The organism is Enterobacter cloacae complex sp. HYC033_NIDB (assembly GCF_056673335.1).
This window is the reverse complement of sequence record NZ_CP115123.1, coordinates 961,230-977,843: the sequence shown is the minus strand read 5'-3', so window position 1 is coordinate 977,843 and position 16,614 is coordinate 961,230. Positions and strand designations below refer to the sequence as shown.

At 57.0% G+C, this 16,614-nt stretch carries 14 protein-coding genes and 4 tRNA genes; 5 read left to right on the top strand and 13 right to left on the bottom strand.

Annotation, left to right across the window (positions count from 1 at the left end; all coding sequences use genetic code 11):
• Positions 1-39: 39 nt before the first annotated feature.
• The 6 genes from uvrD to lptM all read right to left on the bottom strand — a co-directional run bounded on the left by uvrD (position 40) and on the right by lptM (position 5,664).
• Positions 40-2,202: a DNA helicase II gene (gene uvrD, locus O1721_RS04660; RefSeq protein WP_032646809.1), complete on the bottom strand. Its 2,163-nt coding sequence runs from the start codon at positions 2,200-2,202 to the stop codon at positions 40-42.
• Positions 2,203-2,281: 79 nt separating this feature from the next.
• Complete coding sequence (gene yigB, locus O1721_RS04655) at positions 2,282-2,998, bottom strand: 5-amino-6-(5-phospho-D-ribitylamino)uracil phosphatase YigB (RefSeq protein WP_015570005.1); 717 nt, start codon at positions 2,996-2,998, stop codon at positions 2,282-2,284.
• On the bottom strand, positions 2,998-3,900 hold the full coding sequence (xerC, locus tag O1721_RS04650; RefSeq protein WP_015570006.1) for a tyrosine recombinase XerC: 903 nt from the start codon (positions 3,898-3,900) through the stop codon (positions 2,998-3,000). The genes yigB and xerC overlap by 1 nt, the downstream gene beginning before the upstream one ends.
• Positions 3,897-4,604, bottom strand: a complete 708-nt coding sequence (locus tag O1721_RS04645; RefSeq protein ID WP_023295731.1) for a DUF484 domain-containing protein — start codon at positions 4,602-4,604, stop codon at positions 3,897-3,899. Before O1721_RS04645 ends, xerC begins: the two co-directional genes overlap by 4 nt.
• On the bottom strand, positions 4,601-5,425 hold the full coding sequence (dapF, locus tag O1721_RS04640; protein ID WP_017383590.1) for a diaminopimelate epimerase: 825 nt from the start codon (positions 5,423-5,425) through the stop codon (positions 4,601-4,603). Before dapF ends, O1721_RS04645 begins: the two co-directional genes overlap by 4 nt.
• 35 nt (positions 5,426-5,460) lie before the next feature.
• On the bottom strand, positions 5,461-5,664 hold the full coding sequence (gene lptM / locus O1721_RS04635; RefSeq protein ID WP_003860815.1) for an LPS translocon maturation chaperone LptM: 204 nt from the start codon (positions 5,662-5,664) through the stop codon (positions 5,461-5,463).
• Positions 5,665-5,799: 135 nt separating this feature from the next.
• On the opposite strand from lptM, the gene cyaY reads away from it, so the two are divergent.
• Positions 5,800-6,120, top strand: coding sequence for an iron donor protein CyaY (gene cyaY, locus O1721_RS04630; protein ID WP_006812374.1), 321 nt, complete (start codon positions 5,800-5,802; stop codon positions 6,118-6,120).
• A gap of 91 nt (positions 6,121-6,211) precedes the next feature.
• Here cyaY and cyaA read toward each other — a convergent pair whose 3' ends face one another.
• Positions 6,212-8,755, bottom strand: a complete 2,544-nt coding sequence (gene cyaA / locus O1721_RS04625; RefSeq protein ID WP_017383591.1) for a class I adenylate cyclase — start codon at positions 8,753-8,755, stop codon at positions 6,212-6,214.
• Between the two features lie 350 nt (positions 8,756-9,105).
• Between cyaA and hemC the strand changes: the two genes are divergently transcribed.
• The 4 genes from hemC to hemY are packed head-to-tail and all read left to right on the top strand — an operon-like array spanning position 9,106 to position 13,200.
• Positions 9,106-10,047 (top strand): hydroxymethylbilane synthase, encoded by a 942-nt coding sequence (gene hemC / locus O1721_RS04620; protein ID WP_032646806.1) that lies wholly within the window; start codon positions 9,106-9,108, stop codon positions 10,045-10,047.
• Positions 10,044-10,784: a uroporphyrinogen-III synthase gene (hemD, locus tag O1721_RS04615; protein WP_017383593.1), complete on the top strand. Its 741-nt coding sequence runs from the start codon at positions 10,044-10,046 to the stop codon at positions 10,782-10,784. The genes hemC and hemD overlap by 4 nt, the downstream gene beginning before the upstream one ends.
• 20 nt (positions 10,785-10,804) lie before the next feature.
• The gene (hemX, locus tag O1721_RS04610; protein WP_015570012.1) at positions 10,805-11,998 is read left to right on the top strand and encodes a uroporphyrinogen-III C-methyltransferase; all 1,194 of its coding nucleotides are present in this window, start codon (positions 10,805-10,807) and stop codon (positions 11,996-11,998) included.
• Positions 11,999-12,000: 2 nt separating this feature from the next.
• Positions 12,001-13,200 carry a protoheme IX biogenesis protein HemY gene (gene hemY / locus O1721_RS04605; protein ID WP_026080629.1) on the top strand — a complete coding sequence of 400 codons (1,200 nt, stop codon included), beginning with the start codon at positions 12,001-12,003 and terminating at the stop codon, positions 13,198-13,200.
• 538 nt (positions 13,201-13,738) lie between these two features.
• On the opposite strand, the gene O1721_RS04600 is transcribed toward hemY, so the two are convergent.
• From O1721_RS04600 to wecG, 6 genes are all read right to left on the bottom strand, one after another.
• Positions 13,739-13,815, bottom strand: a tRNA-Pro gene (locus O1721_RS04600).
• Positions 13,816-13,859: 44 nt separating this feature from the next.
• Positions 13,860-13,946: transfer RNA gene (locus O1721_RS04595), tRNA-Leu, on the bottom strand.
• Positions 13,947-13,967: 21 nt separating this feature from the next.
• Positions 13,968-14,043: transfer RNA gene (locus O1721_RS04590), tRNA-His, on the bottom strand.
• A gap of 67 nt (positions 14,044-14,110) precedes the next feature.
• A tRNA-Arg gene (locus O1721_RS04585) sits at positions 14,111-14,187 on the bottom strand.
• Positions 14,188-14,289: 102 nt separating this feature from the next.
• Positions 14,290-15,675 (bottom strand): bifunctional threonine/serine APC transporter ThrP, encoded by a 1,386-nt coding sequence (gene thrP / locus O1721_RS04580; RefSeq protein ID WP_017693946.1) that lies wholly within the window; start codon positions 15,673-15,675, stop codon positions 14,290-14,292.
• Between the two features lie 197 nt (positions 15,676-15,872).
• Positions 15,873-16,613, bottom strand: coding sequence for a lipopolysaccharide N-acetylmannosaminouronosyltransferase (gene wecG, locus O1721_RS04575; protein WP_032104528.1), 741 nt, complete (start codon positions 16,611-16,613; stop codon positions 15,873-15,875).
• Position 16,614: the final 1 nt, after the last annotated feature.

The window sequence follows — 16,614 nt, the reverse complement described above, 5'->3', positions numbered from 1 at the left end:
CTAGCAGATTATTACAAAATAGTGATATTTTTCTGAAAGTTACACACTTTCCAGCTTGGCATAGGCTGCCACCAGCCATTTGATCCCCTGCCCCTGGAACGCTACCTGCAAACGGCTGTGCTCGCCGCTGCCTTCCAGGTTGACGATGGTGCCTTCGCCAAACTTCGAGTGGCGCACGCGCTGGCCCAGCTTGTAACCGGTGTCGGTTTCAGAGATCGGCGAGCCCATACGCTGATGGCTGACCGGACGGCTGATGCTGGCGCGCAGGCGCACCTCTTCCACGCACTCTTCCGGCAGCTCGCCGATAAAGCGCGACGGACGGTGATACACCTCTTTCCCGTACAGGCGGCGGGTTTCCGCGTAGGTCAGAGTCAGTTTCTGCATCGCACGGGTCACGCCCACGTAGGCCAGACGACGCTCCTCTTCCAGACGCCCGCCTTCATCCAGCGACATCTGGCTCGGGAACATCCCCTCTTCCATACCGACGATGAACACCTGCGGGAACTCCAGACCTTTCGCGGAGTGCAGGGTCATCAGCTGAACCGCATCCTGCCAGGTATCGGCCTGCCCTTCCCCCGCTTCCAGCGCGGCGTGAGAGAGGAATGCCTGCAACGGCATCAGGTCTTCGTCTTCTTCGTTGTAGCTGAACTGGCGCGTTGCCGTCACCAGTTCCTCTAAGTTATCAATACGGGTCTGGCCCTTCTCGCCTTTTTCCTGCTCGTACATGGTGCGCAGGCCGGAATCTTTGATCACCCGGTCGGTCTGGACGTGCAGCGGCATGTCGGCGGTTTCCTGCGCCAGCGCGTCGATTAACTCCAGGAAGCGCTGCAATGCGCTGGCGGCGCGTCCGGCGAGGGCTTTTTCCTGTAACAGCTCGCGGCACGCCTGCCACAGCGTAAGCTGACGATCGCGCGAGGCCTGACGCACCACGTCCAGCGTACGATCGCCGATGCCGCGCGTCGGCGTGTTCACCACGCGCTCAAACGCCGCATCGTCGTTACGGTTGGCAATCAGACGCAAATACGAGAGCGCATCTTTGATCTCCTGACGTTCGAAGAAGCGCATGCCGCCATAAATGCGGTACGGCATGCTCACCTGCAACAGCGCCTCTTCCAGCACGCGCGACTGGGCGTTGCTGCGATAGAGAATGGCACACTGCTCCAGCGCGCCGCCGTTCTCCTGCCAGGTTTTAATGCGGTTCACCACGAAGCGGGCTTCGTCGAGCTCGTTGAAGGCGCAGTAAATCGAAATCGGTTCGCCGTCGACGCCATCGGTCCACAGCTTTTTACCCAGGCGCCCGTTGTTGTTCTCAATCAGGGCGTTGGCCGCGCTCAGAATGTTGCTGGTAGAACGGTAGTTCTGCTCCAGTCGGATGGTTTGCGCGCCGGGGAAATCGTTGAGGAAGCGCTGGATGTTCTCCACCTGAGCGCCGCGCCAGCCGTAGATAGACTGGTCGTCATCGCCAACGATCATCACTTTGCCGGTATCCCCGGCCAGCAGGCGGATCCAGGCGTACTGGATGTTGTTGGTATCCTGGAATTCGTCCACCAGGATGTTGGTAAAGCGTTCACGGTAGTGTTGCAGGATATGCGGTTTGTTCAGCCACAGCTCGTGGGCGCGCAGCAGCAGCTCGGCGAAATCTACCAGACCGGCGCGATCGCACGCTTCCTGATAGGCCTTGTAGACGTTCTGCCAGGTCTGCTCGACCGGGTTACCGAAGCTCTGGATATGATGCGGACGCAGCCCTTCGTCTTTCTGACCGTTGATGTACCACATCGCCTGACGCGGCGGCCACTGCTTCTCATCGAGATTCATCGCCTTGATCAGGCGTTTCAGCAGGCGCAGCTGATCTTCGCTGTCGAGGATCTGGAAATCCTGCGGCAGGTTAGCGTCCATATGGTGCGCGCGCAGCAGGCGGTGCGCCAGGCCGTGGAAGGTGCCAACCCACATGCCGCCCTGGCTGGTGCCCATCAGCTGTGCGATACGGTGGCGCATCTCCGCCGCCGCCTTGTTGGTGAACGTCACGGCCATAATCGAGTACGGCGAGCAGTTCTCCACGCTCTGTAGCCAGGCGATACGGTGAACCAGCACGCGCGTCTTACCACTGCCCGCTCCAGCCAGTACCAGCAGGTTTGTACGCGAGGCGGCAACCGCGTCACGCTGTTTATCATTAAGGCTGTCGAGCAGGTAAGAAACGTCCATTGGCACCGTCACGTCATGTCGGGCAGGCAAATGTTTCCATTCGCCAAAACCCTGTTAATTTATACAGAACAATTGATGATTATATCAGCGTCGTGAGGGATGCCAACCGTGAAATTTCCACGTGCGGCAGAAGACGGCTATCCGGGGTAGTCATCAGATCGGCATTTTCCGGCTTGATCCAGCAGGCCTGCATGCCGCAGCGGATCGCCCCGGCGACGTCCGTGGTCAGGTCGTCGCCCACGTGCAGGATCTCACCGAGCGGCAAATCCAGTTTTTCCGCTGCCAGATGATACATATCGTTGAACGGCTTCGAGCGTCCGTGCGGGCCCGCGCGCAGCACGAACTGAAAATAGTTCCCCAGACCAAACAGTTCAGGCTGAGCATTGCCGTTGGTGATGGCCACCAGCGGCCACTTTTCGGCGAGCTTCGCCAGCGTGTCGTGGGTCTCCTGCGGCACGTCGATCCGACTGCGCCATTTGGCGAAGTTTTCCATGGCCGCTTCGGCCCCCGTGGCCGCATCCTGCGCGCTCAGGCCGGCGTTGAGCATCGCCTGCTCAACCGCACGGCGGCGCCATTCGGTCACGTCGTGGTAAATCTCCGGTTCGGTTTCCCGCAGGGACTGACGCAGCTTCTGGAAGTCTTTGTTCTGCATCGCTTTCAGCGCAGGATGGTAGTTCTGCACAAACGCCAGCGACTCCTGCTCGGTACGCAGGATCACCGGACGATTGTCGTAAAGGGTGTCATCAAGATCAAACGTCAGGGCTGAGATCTGACCGAGTGGGCGGTAAAAACGCATTATTTCCCCCGTTTGGCGCGTGGATGCGCCGCGTCATACACCGAGGCAAGGTGTTGGAAGTCTAAGTGGGTATAGATTTGGGTGGTCGACAGATTCGCGTGACCAAGCAGCTCCTGTACGCCGCGCAGGTCGCCGCTTGATTCCAGCATGTGCGTCGCAAAGGAGTGGCGCAGCTTGTGGGGGTGAACGTGGCTGTTCAGCCCCTGCTTAATGCCCCACTCCGCAAAGCGCTTCTGCACGTTACGCGCCGAGATCCGCTTGCCGAGTTTCGACAGGAACAGCGCATCTTCGTCGGCGCCAAACAGCCCGCGAAGGTCCAGCCAGTGCTCAATCCAGGAGACCGCATTGCGGCCGATCGGCAGGCGGCGCTCTTTGCTGCCCTTGCCCATTACCCACACCTCGCCGGATTCCAGATCGAGGTGCTTTAAGTCGAGGTTCACCAGCTCAGAGAGACGCAGGCCCGCGCCGTACATCACCTCCAGCATCGCGCGGTCGCGCACGGCCAGCGGATCGTTAAGATCGATATCCAGCAGGCGGTTTACGTCGTCGACGTCGATATTTTTCGGCAGATGACGCGGGGCTTTCGGCGTGGCGATCCCTTTTGCCGGGTTGGCTTTCAGACCGCCCTGACTGACCAGCCAGTCGAAGAAACTGCGCAGGGCAGAGAGCCGGAGCGCCAGGCTCGCCGGGCTGAGATTTTTTTTACGGCTACGCACGACGAACCCGCGTACCGTGGCGGCGTCACATTGTTGCCAGCTTTTCAGGCCGATTTCATCGGCAATCTGCATGATGGCATCAAGCTGACGCTGATAGTTGAGCAGCGTAATAGGGCTGAGCTGGCGTTCTACGCCCAGATAGCGCAGAAAGCGGTTGACGTCAGTGGCGAGCAGTCCGTCCGTCATACGCGCTCAATCCAGCGCTCCAGCAGCTCAGGCAGCATCAGGGCGATCTCCTGCAACAGTTGCGTGCCCTGCCCCTGTTCATAATGATGCGCATCGCGGCTGGTAAATAACATCACACCCAGGTCACCATCGCGCCCCATCAGCGACATCGCCACCGAGCCGATAGCTTTGGCTTCCGGCAGCACCACCAGCAGTTCTGGCCCGTTAAGCGGCCCCAGATAGTGGTGCTCATGGCCCAGACGCTGAATGCGCAGCGGCTCAAACGCCTGGCGGCTCAGCGCCAGATGGGTAAACCCGGACGGCGCGCCAATGCGCCAGCGGTCAGGGAAGAGGCGGATCGTCGCGCCTGCCAGCCCCAGCTCGCGCGCCCAGCGGTGGAAGCGGTTGAGGAACTCTTCGAGACTGTGCGCGGAAGCCAGACGCGCCTGAAGGTGCAGTAGACGGTAGAACAGGCTTTCGTTATTGCTGGCCTGCTCCATCAACAGCGTCATGTTCTCTTCGAGCTGATTGATGTGGTTGCGCGAGCGCGCCATGTGCCATTCAACCAGCGACACGGTCTCGCGAACCGGATGCGGCACGCGCATCCGTTCGACGACGCGTGCATTGCGGATAAAAAACTCAGGATTGTGCAGCAGGTAATCCACAACAGCGCTGTCGTCCAGCTCCGTTACAGGTTCCCGCAGTTCTTCCCCTGGTTGCTTCATAGATGGATAAACCCGTCATAAACATGTGTCGCCGGGCCAGTCATGTACAGTGGATGACCCGCTCCTTTCCAGGCGATATCAAGCCGACCGCCCGGTAATTCCACGCGAACCTCTTCTGCCAGTAACCCCTGTGAGATACCGACGGCCACCGCCGCACAGGCGCCGCTTCCGCAGGCCTGGGTTTCGCCCGCGCCGCGCTCGTAAACCCGCAGGCGAATGTGTTCACGCTTCACCACCTGCATGAAACCGATGTTCGCCCGCTCCGGGAAGCGCTCGTGGCTTTCCAGCACCGGGCCGAGCGTTTCAACCGCCGCGGTTTGCACATCATCCACCTGAATCACGCAGTGCGGGTTACCCATCGAGACGACGCCGCACAATACTGTCTGCTCGGCGGCACGCATAATATAGGTCTTTTCCGCTTTGTTGGCGCGAAACGGCACGGCAGAGGGGTCGAAGTTCGGCTCGCCCATGTTCACGCGCACCAGTTCGTCGTCGGTGACGCTGAGCACCATCCGGCCGTTGGCGGTGCTGACGCGGATATCGCGCTTGTTGGTCAGCCCTTTCAGCCGAACAAAGCGGGCAAAACAGCGCGCGCCGTTGCCGCACTGGGAAACTTCGCTGCCGTCGGCGTTAAAAATGCGGTAGTGAAAATCCAGGTCAGGATCGTAAGGCGGCTCCACCACCAGCAACTGGTCAAACCCCACGCCCACGTGTCGATCCGCCAGGCGACGGATCAATTCCGGGGAGAAAAAGACATTCTGCGTTACCGCGTCGACGACCATAAAGTCGTTGCCAAGGCCATGCATTTTAGAGAACTGCATCATTTGCTCCATTGCGCGGGTACAGAACGTAATTGTCAGAGATTGACCTGAGTCGGGCCGCCGTTATTGCCGCGATCGTTGGTATCCGGCGTAGATGACTCGATACCACTTTGCACCGGTTTTGTCGGCGGTGGTGCGTTTTTATCCTCTGGCGGGAAGTACAGTGGTCCCTTCAGTCCACAGCCGGTCAGGCTAAACAGAGTGACAAGAACGACAAGCGTTCGGAAGACGTTTTTCATGTAGAGGTTGCCCGTAAGTTCAAATCTGTTTCTATCATCGCAGGAGAAGACACAAAAGCAAGAGTTTGCGGCTTTCCTGCAACGGGAATTATTTAGCGTTATACTGCCGCCATCACGAAAAACAGGAATAAAACCATGAACGACAGTGAATTTCATCGCCTTGCCGATACCCTGTGGATGACCATCGAAGAGCGTATCGACGACTGGGACGGCGACAGCGATATCGATTGTGAAATCAACGGCGGGATCCTGACCTTAAGCTTCGAAAACGGCAGCAAGATTATTATTAACCGTCAGGAGCCGCTTCACCAGGTGTGGCTGGCGGCGAAACAGGGCGGTTATCACTTTGATCTGAAAGGTGACGAGTGGGTCTGCGATCGCAGCGGCGAAACGTTCTGGGATCTGCTGGAGCAGGCGGCGACGGCGCAGGCGGGAGAGGCAGTGAGTTTCAGGTAGTTTCGTTGCCCGGTGGCGGCTACGCCTTACCGGGCCTACAACGACTCGAACCGTAGGCCGGGTAAGCGATAGCGCCACCCGGCGAAAAGCCTCAGGAAAAGTACTGCTGCAACAGCGGCGCAGTTTCCTGGTTAGCGGGCGCCGCAGGGGTAATCGCCTGCGTACGGAACGGGATCACCTGCGCTCGCCCATCCACATTCACAATCTGGTAGAACTGCGGCAGGTTGAAATTGATAAAGCTTGAGCCGTAGGTAAAGCGATCGTGCGAGGACGAATAGAAGCGGCTGACGTCGCGCACCAGCTCCTCTTTGCTGCCTTCACAGTGGTGATACACCTCGGCACGGTTGGTTTCATCCAGAATGTAGATGTTAAACCCGGCGTTATCGCCCGACTCTTCGAAGAAGAACTGAATAATCCCTTCACTCGCAAAGCCATCCACCACCTGCGGCAGCTTAACGTGGTTGGTTTCCACCTGAACCGACAGGCCATGCAGTTTGTTGTGTGAAATCGCACCGTAGAATTCAATGGCGTTTTCCAGCTTCTGCACCGACACGTTCAGGCGCTCAAAGAACAGCCCCCAGGTCTGGCCGGAGACGCGTAGCGCTTTAAAGCGCCCGGTTTCCTGTCGGGTGCTGGAGAGACGCAGTTCGATGCACTCAGACACCAGCTGCTGCACGCGGGTACGAATCAGGCCGCGCAGGTGCTGGCTGTAGCAGAACACCTCCACGCTGTCCGGCGGCGCGGCGTCCTGGTGCATCTTGCCGAGGATCGTTTTCAGCGCCTCGATCATCGCCTGCTCGCCGTTAAAGTGCAGGGTACGCACTTCGTTCCACGAGTTGCGGTACAGCAGATCCACGCTGCCCACCAGGCAGTTTTGCTGCTCGCCAAAGCTAAAGACGTCCAGCTTGCGGAAGTCAAAGTGAACCACCTGATTGCGGAAGGCCGCCGTCGGGTCGTATTCCAGGTTGACGATGATCGCCAGATGGCGAATCTCACACGGGCTGTAGAGCGCTTTTGGCGTCGGCGCAGGCAGACGCAGCGGGAAGTGGTGCGAGACATCCGCCACCATCTCCTGCAACTTGGCTAAATCGACCACCTCGTTGCCTTTGATAAACAACCGGGTGCGTGAGGTGAGAAGGCCGTTAAACCAGGCCCAGGCCACCAGCTTGTTCAGGTAGCGGTTATATTCCAGCGGCTGATGGCTGATGATCGAATCCATGCTTGGCGCACGGTTGTACAGATACCACCCGGTGCGGTTCGCGCGGCCCGGCGGCACGTAGATAAAGGTCAGATTCGGTTCAGACAGGTCAGGCGAAATCTGTGGGTTAACCAGCGTTACCTTGCCCGGCAACGCTTCAAACGCGGCGTACAGTTTACGGGTCAGCACCCCGATATCCTGTGGGCTGGCAGAAACGCTAAGGTTGTTACGGCGGGCAAAGCGGATCAGGTTGCGGTAGCTCTGCATCATCGCATCAAGCAGTTCGTTGTGCGCCTCACGCACCTGATCGATCTTCCAGTTGGCGCGGTTGTCGAGCATGGCGAGACGCTCTTCGTCCCATCCCCACTCTTTGACTAACTGGCTGACGACTTCACGACGCCAGCCCACGCAGGCGCGTTCGCGGCTCAGTTTTTCACAGACTTTGAGATAGAAACATCGACGCACCAGGTCAAGACGCGTGGCGTCCTCAATGGCTGTCAGGTATTCGGTGACGCGCTCCAGCATCATGCAGTAGGCATCAAGCCCGTAGGAGACGATCTCCCCGTCGTGCAGACGCTGTTTGATATCTTTCGCCAGCAGGCGCGGCGTGGGGTATTCCCAGGAGTAGGCTTCCAGCAGCAGGGTTTTCAGCACCGCTTTGTACGGTGAATCAATGCTCTTATAGAGCTGCCAGAGGCTTGCGCCAAAGTACTCTTCGGCGGACAGGGAACTCAGACCGCCCAGATCCAGCCACTCGTTTGGCGTCAGAACGCCCTGCGAGTAAAGCGACATGACGTAGTCGTCATAATTCTCTTCTTCATCGCACGGCACCATATTCCACAGAATACGTTTCCCGGCCAGGCGAACGGCAGTACGGTAAAACTCATCCAGCAACAGGATGTGCTGAGTCGAGCCGCAGTCTTCACCACCCAGACTGCCGCTTTCGTTATGGCGGAAACGGTTTTCATCAATCAGGAAGAAGCTCACTTCCACGCCGAGCGACGCCGCCCAGCTCTCCAGCAGGCTACATTTACGCTGCAACAGCTGGCGCTCTTCATTGTCGAGCCAGGACTGATGGCAGACCCAGATATCCAGGTCAGAAGAGCAACTTTGCCCAACCGATGACGTGCTGCCCATGGAGTAAACCCCGGTAATCGGCAGCTCGCCTTTCGGCGAATCCTGCGGCGGCATACCACGGTAGAGTTCAAGTTCAGTCAGGTAATGCTGTTGGGTTTCATCAGGCGTGAAGAGGCAAATGCCCTGGGGAACGTTACCATCAAGGTAACCCGGCATCAGCGGATGGTGATAGTGCAACAATGTTGGCAGTAGACTGTATACCTGCTGGAAAGCAGGGCCCATGGCAGCAAGCGCGCGATCCACACGCAATTGATTGATGGCATCCAGTCTCTGTTTCAGAGTCTCAATATAGAGGTACAAGACGTATCGCCTGATGTTTCCGGGTGTCGCACGCCAGTCAGAACACAAAAAGCAGCGGACCCGCAGTATTTCAAAAAATAACCGTTACCCTTTTTTCGCCTTTTGCTTTTCTGGTGGTACAGACGAAAAAATGGTCTAAAACGTGATCAATTTAACACCTTGCCGGTTGACCGTAAAGAAAGATGCGCTACATACAAGTGTAGCACCGTTCTTGACGTGTAAATTCCTGAATACGGCGATGGCTGACGAGTACGCCGCCCTGTCCCTCTCACTCTTCATCAACCGTAAAACTGCCATCCGAGTGTCAACAATGTTAGGATGGTTAGCGATTGATAATGACGGTAACAAGCATGTTAGACAATGTTTTGAGAATTGCCACACGCCAAAGTCCTCTTGCACTCTGGCAGGCACATTATGTTAAGCAGCGCCTTGAAGCCTGCCACACCGGATTACGCGTTGAGCTGGTGCCAATGATCACACGTGGCGATGTCATTCTGGATACGCCGCTGGCCAAAGTGGGCGGAAAAGGTCTGTTTGTCAAAGAGCTGGAGCTGGCATTGCTTGAGAACCGCGCCGATATCGCCGTGCATTCGATGAAGGATGTGCCCGTTGAGTTCCCGGAAGGGCTGGGGCTGGTGACCATCTGCGAGCGCGAGGATCCGCGCGATGCGTTTGTCTCTAATCGCTATGACTCGCTCGATGCGTTGCCGGCAGGCAGCGTGGTCGGCACGTCAAGTTTACGCCGCCAGTGTCAGCTGGCTGAACGTCGCCCGGATCTGGTGATCCGTTCGCTGCGCGGGAACGTCGGCACACGCCTTGGCAAGCTGGATAACGGCGACTACGATGCCATTATTCTTGCGGTTGCGGGCCTGAAACGCCTGGGGCTGGAAGAACGCATTCGCGTCGCGTTGCCGCCGGAGCTGTCGCTGCCCGCCGTCGGCCAGGGTGCCGTCGGCATTGAGTGTCGTCTGGTTGATGCGCGCACTCAGGCACTGCTCGCGCCGCTGAATCATGACGATACCGCCGTTCGCGTAAAAGCCGAGCGCGCGATGAATACTCGCCTCGAAGGAGGCTGTCAGGTGCCAATTGGCAGCTATGCTGAATTAACTGACGGTGAGCTGTGGTTGCGTGCGCTGGTTGGCGCGCCGGACGGCTCACAGATGGTTCGCGGTGAACGTCGCGGCAAGCCGCAAGATGCCGAGGCGCTTGGCGTATCGCTGGCGGAAGAGCTGCTGAATAACGGCGCGCGTGAAATTCTGGCTGAGGTCTATAACGGAGAGCCCCCTGCATGAGCATACTTGTCACCCGCCCTTCTCCCGCAGGAGAGCAGTTAGTGAGCCGTCTGCGCGCACTGGGGCAGGTGGCCTGGAGTTTTCCGCTGATTGAATTCTCCCCCGGTCGCGAGCTGCCTGAGCTCGCTGACCAGATGCGTCTCTTACAGGAAGGCGATCTGCTCTTTGCGCTGTCGCAGCATGCCGTGGAGTTTGCCCATGCGCAGCTGCAACAGCATGCCGTTAGCTGGCCTCACGCCCCCCGCTATTTCGCCATCGGGCGCACCACGGCGCTGGCCTTACATACCGCGAGCGGAATCGATGTTCGTTACCCGTTAGATCGGGAAATCAGCGAAGTCTTGCTACAATTACCTGAATTACAAACCATTGCCGGAAAGCGCGCGCTCATTTTGCGCGGCAACGGTGGTCGCGAACTGCTGGGCGAAACGCTGCGCGAACGCGGCGCAGACGTGACGTTTGTGGAGTGCTATCAGCGCTGTGCGAAACACTATGATGGCGCGGAAGAAGCAATGCGCTGGCACGCCCGCGGTATTAATACGCTGGTGGTCACCAGCGGTGAAATGTTACAACAGCTTTGGTCGCTGATTCCGCTTTGGTATCGCGAAAACTGGTTACTCCGCTGTCGGCTTCTGGTCGTCAGTGAGCGTCTGGCGAACCACGCCCGGGAACTGGGCTGGCAGGATATTCGGATCGCTGAAAACGCCGACAACGATGCGCTGCTGCGCGCATTACAATAACTCTCAAATGGGAAGCCATAATGACGGAACACGAAAAATCCTCCGCCGTGGTTGAAGAGACCAGGGAGACTGTGGACACCACGTCACAGCCAGAGACGACAGACACAACCGTTGAGAAGAAAAACGGCAGCAACAAAACCAGCCTCACGCTGAGCGTGATTGCCATCGCGATTGCGCTGGCCGCAGGCGTGGGACTCTACGGACTGGTGAAGAAACAAGGCACCAACCAGACGGCCACCAGCGACGCGCTGGTTAACCAAATCACTGCCCTACAGAAAGCGCAGGAGACGCAAAAAGCTGAGCTGGAAGGCGTGATCAAACAGCAGGCTGCCGCCCTCGCCGACGCGAACAGCAAACGTGAAGAGTTGACCAAACAGCTGAGCGAAGTGCAGGAAAAAGTCGCCACAATTTCGGGAACCGATGCCAAAACCTGGCTACTTTCACAGGCCGATTTTCTGGTGAAACTGGCCGGGCGCAAGCTCTGGAGCGATCAGGATGTCACCACCGCCGCCGCGCTGCTGAAAAGCGCCGACGCAAGCCTGGCGGACATGAACGATCCGAGCCTCATCAACGCTCGCCGCGCTATTACGGAAGATATCGCCAGCCTGTCCGCGGTTTCTCAGGTCGATTACGATGGTATCATCCTTAAGGTAAATCAGCTCTCCAACCAGATTGATAACCTTCAGCTGGCCGATAACAACGACGATGACTCCCCGATGGATTCTGACGGCACCGAGCTGTCCAGCTCCCTGAGCGAATGGCGTATCAACCTGCAAAAGAGCTGGCAGAACTTTATGGACAGCTTTATTACCATTCGCCGCCGCGATGAAACTGCCGTGCCGCTGCTGGCGCCGAACCAGGACGTCTATCTGCGCGAAAACATTCGTTCCCGCCTGCTGGTGGCTGCCCAGGCCGTACCGCGTCACCAGGAAGAGACCTACAAACAGGCGCTGGATAACGTTTCAACCTGGGTACGTGCTTACTACGATACCAATGACGCAACCACGACCGCGTTCCTTGAGGATATCGACAAGCTGAGCCAGCAAAACATCACCATGAACGTGCCGGACAAGCTGGAAAGCCAGCCGATTCTGGAGAAGCTCATGCAGACGCGCGTGCGTAACCTGCTGGCCCAGCCGGGCGTTCCGGCAGAGCGTCCGGCTGAAGCACCTGCCGCCGCGCCAGCGCCTGAAAGCGCGCCGCAAGGAGAGTAATGATGCTAAAAGTCTTCTTACTCTTCATCCTGCTGATCGCCGGGATTGTACTGGGGCCGATGCTCGCGGGTCACCAGGGTTATGTATTGATCCAGACCGATAACTACAATATCGAAACCAGCGTAACAGGGCTGGTAATTATTCTGATCCTGGGTGTGGTCGTTCTGCTGGCAGTGGAGTGGCTCCTGCGTCGTATTTTCCGTACCGGCGTACATACGCGCGGCTGGTTCGTTGGCCGTAAGCGCCGTCGCGCCCGCAAGCAGACCGAGCAGGCGTTGCTGAAGCTGGCCGAAGGCGACTATCAGCAGGTTGAAAAGCTGATGTCGAAAAATGCCGACCATGCAGAACAGCCGGTTGTTAACTATCTGCTGGCCGCTGAGGCGGCGCAACAGCGAGGCGATGAGGCCCGCGCCAATCAGCATCTTGAACGCGCGTCTGAGCTCTCTACTAAAGATCCGATTCCGGTTGAGATCACCCGCGTTCGTCTGCAACTGGCGCGCAATGAAAACCATGCCGCCCGTCACGGCGTTGACCGTCTGCTGGAAATTACCCCTCGTCACCCGGAAGTGCTGCGTCTGGCTGAGCAGGCATATATTAGGACCGGTGCCTGGGGCTCGCTGCTGGACATTATCCCTTCCATGGCGAAAGCCGACGTGGGCGATGATGAACATCGTGATGAACTTCAGCGTCTGGCCTGGATTGGCCTGATGGATCAGGCGCGCGCCGATCTCGGCAGCGACGGCCTGAAAACCTGGTGGAAAAACCAGAGCCGTAAAACGCGCCAGCAGGTTCCTCTTCAGGTGGCGATGGCAGAACATCTGATTGAGTGTGACGACCATGACACCGCGCAGGAGATCCTCCTCGACGGTCTCAAGCGACAGTATGATGACCGCCTGGTGATGGTCATCCCGCGTCTGAAAACCAACAATCCGGAACAAATTGAAAAAGCACTGCGCCAGCAGATCAAAACCGTGGGCGATCGTCCACTGCTGTGGAGTACGCTGGGCCAGTCTCTGATGAAACACGGCGAGTGGCAGGAGGCGAGTCTCGCCTTCCGCGCCGCGCTGAAGCAACGTCCGGACGCATTTGATTACGCCTGGCTTGCTGATTCGCTGGACAAGCAGCATAAGCCGGAAGAGGCCGCAGCTATGCGCCGTGATGGGCTGTTATTGACGTTGCAAAATAACGGAACGCAGCAGTAATTAACAGGAGGCCAGATGGCCTCCTTTTTTACGCCCATAAAAAAACGCCTGCTATAAAAGCAGGCGTTAAAACAGGTCTGTAAGACAACATATTTGGTGCTTCACTCAACGTTGTGTCCATGGTGTCTGATGAGGCCGAAGCGACATCTGTCAGTGGACGATAAGCACCGTAAACGGCTCTGCGTCATTCCTGAGTTTATGAGGCCTTAAGGCGAACATAAGAGATGGAATGAGCATCTACATGCATATTATTGCATGTAATGTGCCAGGTTTACACGCAGAACTTTTACATCGCGCAACATTTTAAGATAAAAGGAAATTATGCTGTTAAGAGCCGCCTTACGCCATACAACATTGCGCTAAAGACGGTGGTCTGTCGTCACCAGGAGACAGGTTAAGAGGTAAAACAATAAACTCTTTAATATTAACGGTTTATATGTCGCTGAATCGCGACAAGGATGTAGAGTGTTGTCGGGGAATGGCTACAGGATAAAAAAACGCAGAAAACAAAAAACCCCGCCTAAGCGGGGTTCAAAATTGGTCGGCGAGAGAGGATTCGAACCTCCGACCCACTGGTCCCAAACCAGTTGCGCTACCAAGCTGCGCTACTCGCCGATGTACTGCTTTTTTGAATTTTTAGTTCAACTCATTAAAAGTCGTGGTGCGAGGGGGGGGACTTGAACCCCCACGTCCGTAAGAACACTAACACCTGAAGCTAGCGCGTCTACCAATTCCGCCACCTTCGCAATTCACAACTCTTTCAATAATGGGGTGGCTAATGGGATTCGAACCCACGACAACTGGAATCACAATCCAGGGCTCTACCAACTGAGCTATAGCCACCACTGTATTCTTTCACGCGGTTCTGACTACTTCTCAGACCACCGCAGCTCTAGCGCCGGGACTAAAATGGCGCGCCCGACAGGATTCGAACCTGAGACCTCTGCCTCCGGAGGGCAGCGCTCTATCCAGCTGAGCTACGGGCGCTTAGCGCCGTTGCGGGGCTGGATATTACGTACCTCCGTCCCCGCTGTCTAGTGCTTTTTTGAAAAAAATGCGCGTTTGGTTATGGTTTGCACATTTTGCCGCTTATTCCTCCACTTTATGGGCGGAGCCACGGCGGCCCAGGCCAAAAAGTTTATATGCAGCTGTGACGGCAGCCAGGAAGATCATCCCGACAAACAGCGACATGCGGGTATCTTCATTAAAGTACATTCCAATTAATACGCAAATCAGGAACGCCATCGTCAAATAGTTCGCATACGGGAACAGAATGGAGCGGAACGGATGGCTGGCGATCGCTTTTTTGTGCGCCTGCCGGAAACGCAGCTGGCTAATCAAAATGACAAACCACGGTACCATCCCCGGCAGCACGCTGGCGCTATAGACGTAAACAAACACGCGCTGCGGATTCGGGATGATGTAGTTCAGGCAAGAGCCAATCAGCAGAATCACAATCGACACCGCGACGCCCGCCACCGGTACACCCACGCGGGAGACTTTACCCATCACCGCCGGCAGTTGTTTGTTTTGCGAGAGCGCGTAAAGCATACGCCCGCAGCTGTACATTCCGCTGTTACAGCCGGAGAGCGCCGCCGTCAGCACCACAAAGTTGATAATGGCGGCTGCCGCCGTGATGCCAATCTTAGCGAAGGTTAAGACAAACGGGCTGCCGGTGGTGCCGATCTCGTTCCATGGGAAAATGGTCACGATAACGAAGATCGCGCCCACATAGAAAATCAGGATACGCCACAGCACCTTGCCTACCGCGCTACGCAGCGTGACCTGCGGGTTTTTCGCCTCACCGGCGGTAATGCCGATCAGCTCAACGCCCTGATAGGAGGCGACAACGATACAGAGCGCCGTCAGGAAGCCTTTCCAGCCGCCGGCAAAGAAACCGCCGTGCCCGGTCAGGTTACCGAAACCAATCGCGTGCCCGCCGTTACCGAAACCAAAGAAGATGACACCCAGACCCACAACAATCATCACGATAATGGTGGTGACTTTGATCATCGCAAACCAGAACTCGATTTCACCGTAAAGGCGAACGGCGGCAAGGTTCGCCAGCGCCACCAGCCCTACGGCGATGAGCGCGGGTATCCACTGGGCCATCTCCGGGAACCAGAACTGCACGTAGACCCCGATGGCTGTGATCTCCGAAATCCCGACGGCCATCCACATAAACCAGTACGACCAGGCCGTGAGATAGCCAAAGAACGGGCTCATATAACGGTGGGCGTAAACGGCGAAAGAGCCCGTTACCGGCTCCAGAAACAACATTTCGCCCATTGAGCGCATGATGAAAAAGACGAACAGCCCGGCAATAATATACGCCAGCAGAACGGAAGGCCCCGCCCATTTCAGCGTGCTTGCCGAGCCCATAAACAGGCCAACGCCAATAGTCCCGCCCAGCGCGATCAATTCAATATGTCGAGCTTCCAGCCCACGCTGAAGCTCCGGTTTTTTCTCTGCCATAATTCCTCGGTTGTGTTTGCTGTTTCCCGACTTATTGCCGGGTATTGTTTTGAGGGGTACTGAAATACGGAGCGAATGGTTTCTTAAATTCTGGCAAATGGCAAACAATGCATTAAAAAAATGAATGCATTGCACAGAAATTCAGCAGCTTTGCAGGGGGCGTTGCAGCGCGAACAGCAGAACGCGCTGCATATTGATTACATTTTCCCGGTGTAGTGCCAGGCGAGGTAGCGCAGCAGACGAATCTGTCGTTTGATACGCGTCGGTTGAGAAAGCAGGCGGTAGAGCCACTCCAGCCCCAGGTTTTGCCAGACTTTGGGCGCACGCTTAACGTGGCCGGTAAAGACGTCGTAGGTGCCGCCAACGCCCATATAGAGCGCATCCGGGCTGACCAGACGGCAATCGCGCATCAGAATTTCCTGGCGCGGCGACCCCATGGCGACAGTGACAATTTTCGCCCCACTGTCGCGCACGCGCTCATATAACGCCTGGCGATCTTCCGGCCTGAAATAGCCATCCTGACTGCCCACGATGTTAACATTCCACTGGCTACGCAGCTTTTGTTCGGTCTGCGCCAGCACCTCTGGCTTGCCGCCGATCAAAAATACCGGCGTGCCTTCAGCGCCTGCGCGTTCCATAAGCCGTTCCCAGAGGTCAGCTCCCGCCACGCGAGACACATTAGCGCCTGGAAACTTTTTACGAATTGAACGCACCACGCTAATACCGTCTGCGTATTTAAACTCCGCGGCTTCAATCAGGCTTTTCACTTCCGCATTATCTTCAACCGCCAGCATTTTTTCTGCGTTGATGGCCACCAGCGTGCCCGATTTCATCTGCCCGTCCGCGAACAGGAAATCCAGCGCGTGTTGCATGTCACGCCAGCCAATAAGCTGTAGCCCACGCAGCGCGTAACGCGGGGCTGAAGTTGTATCCGTCATG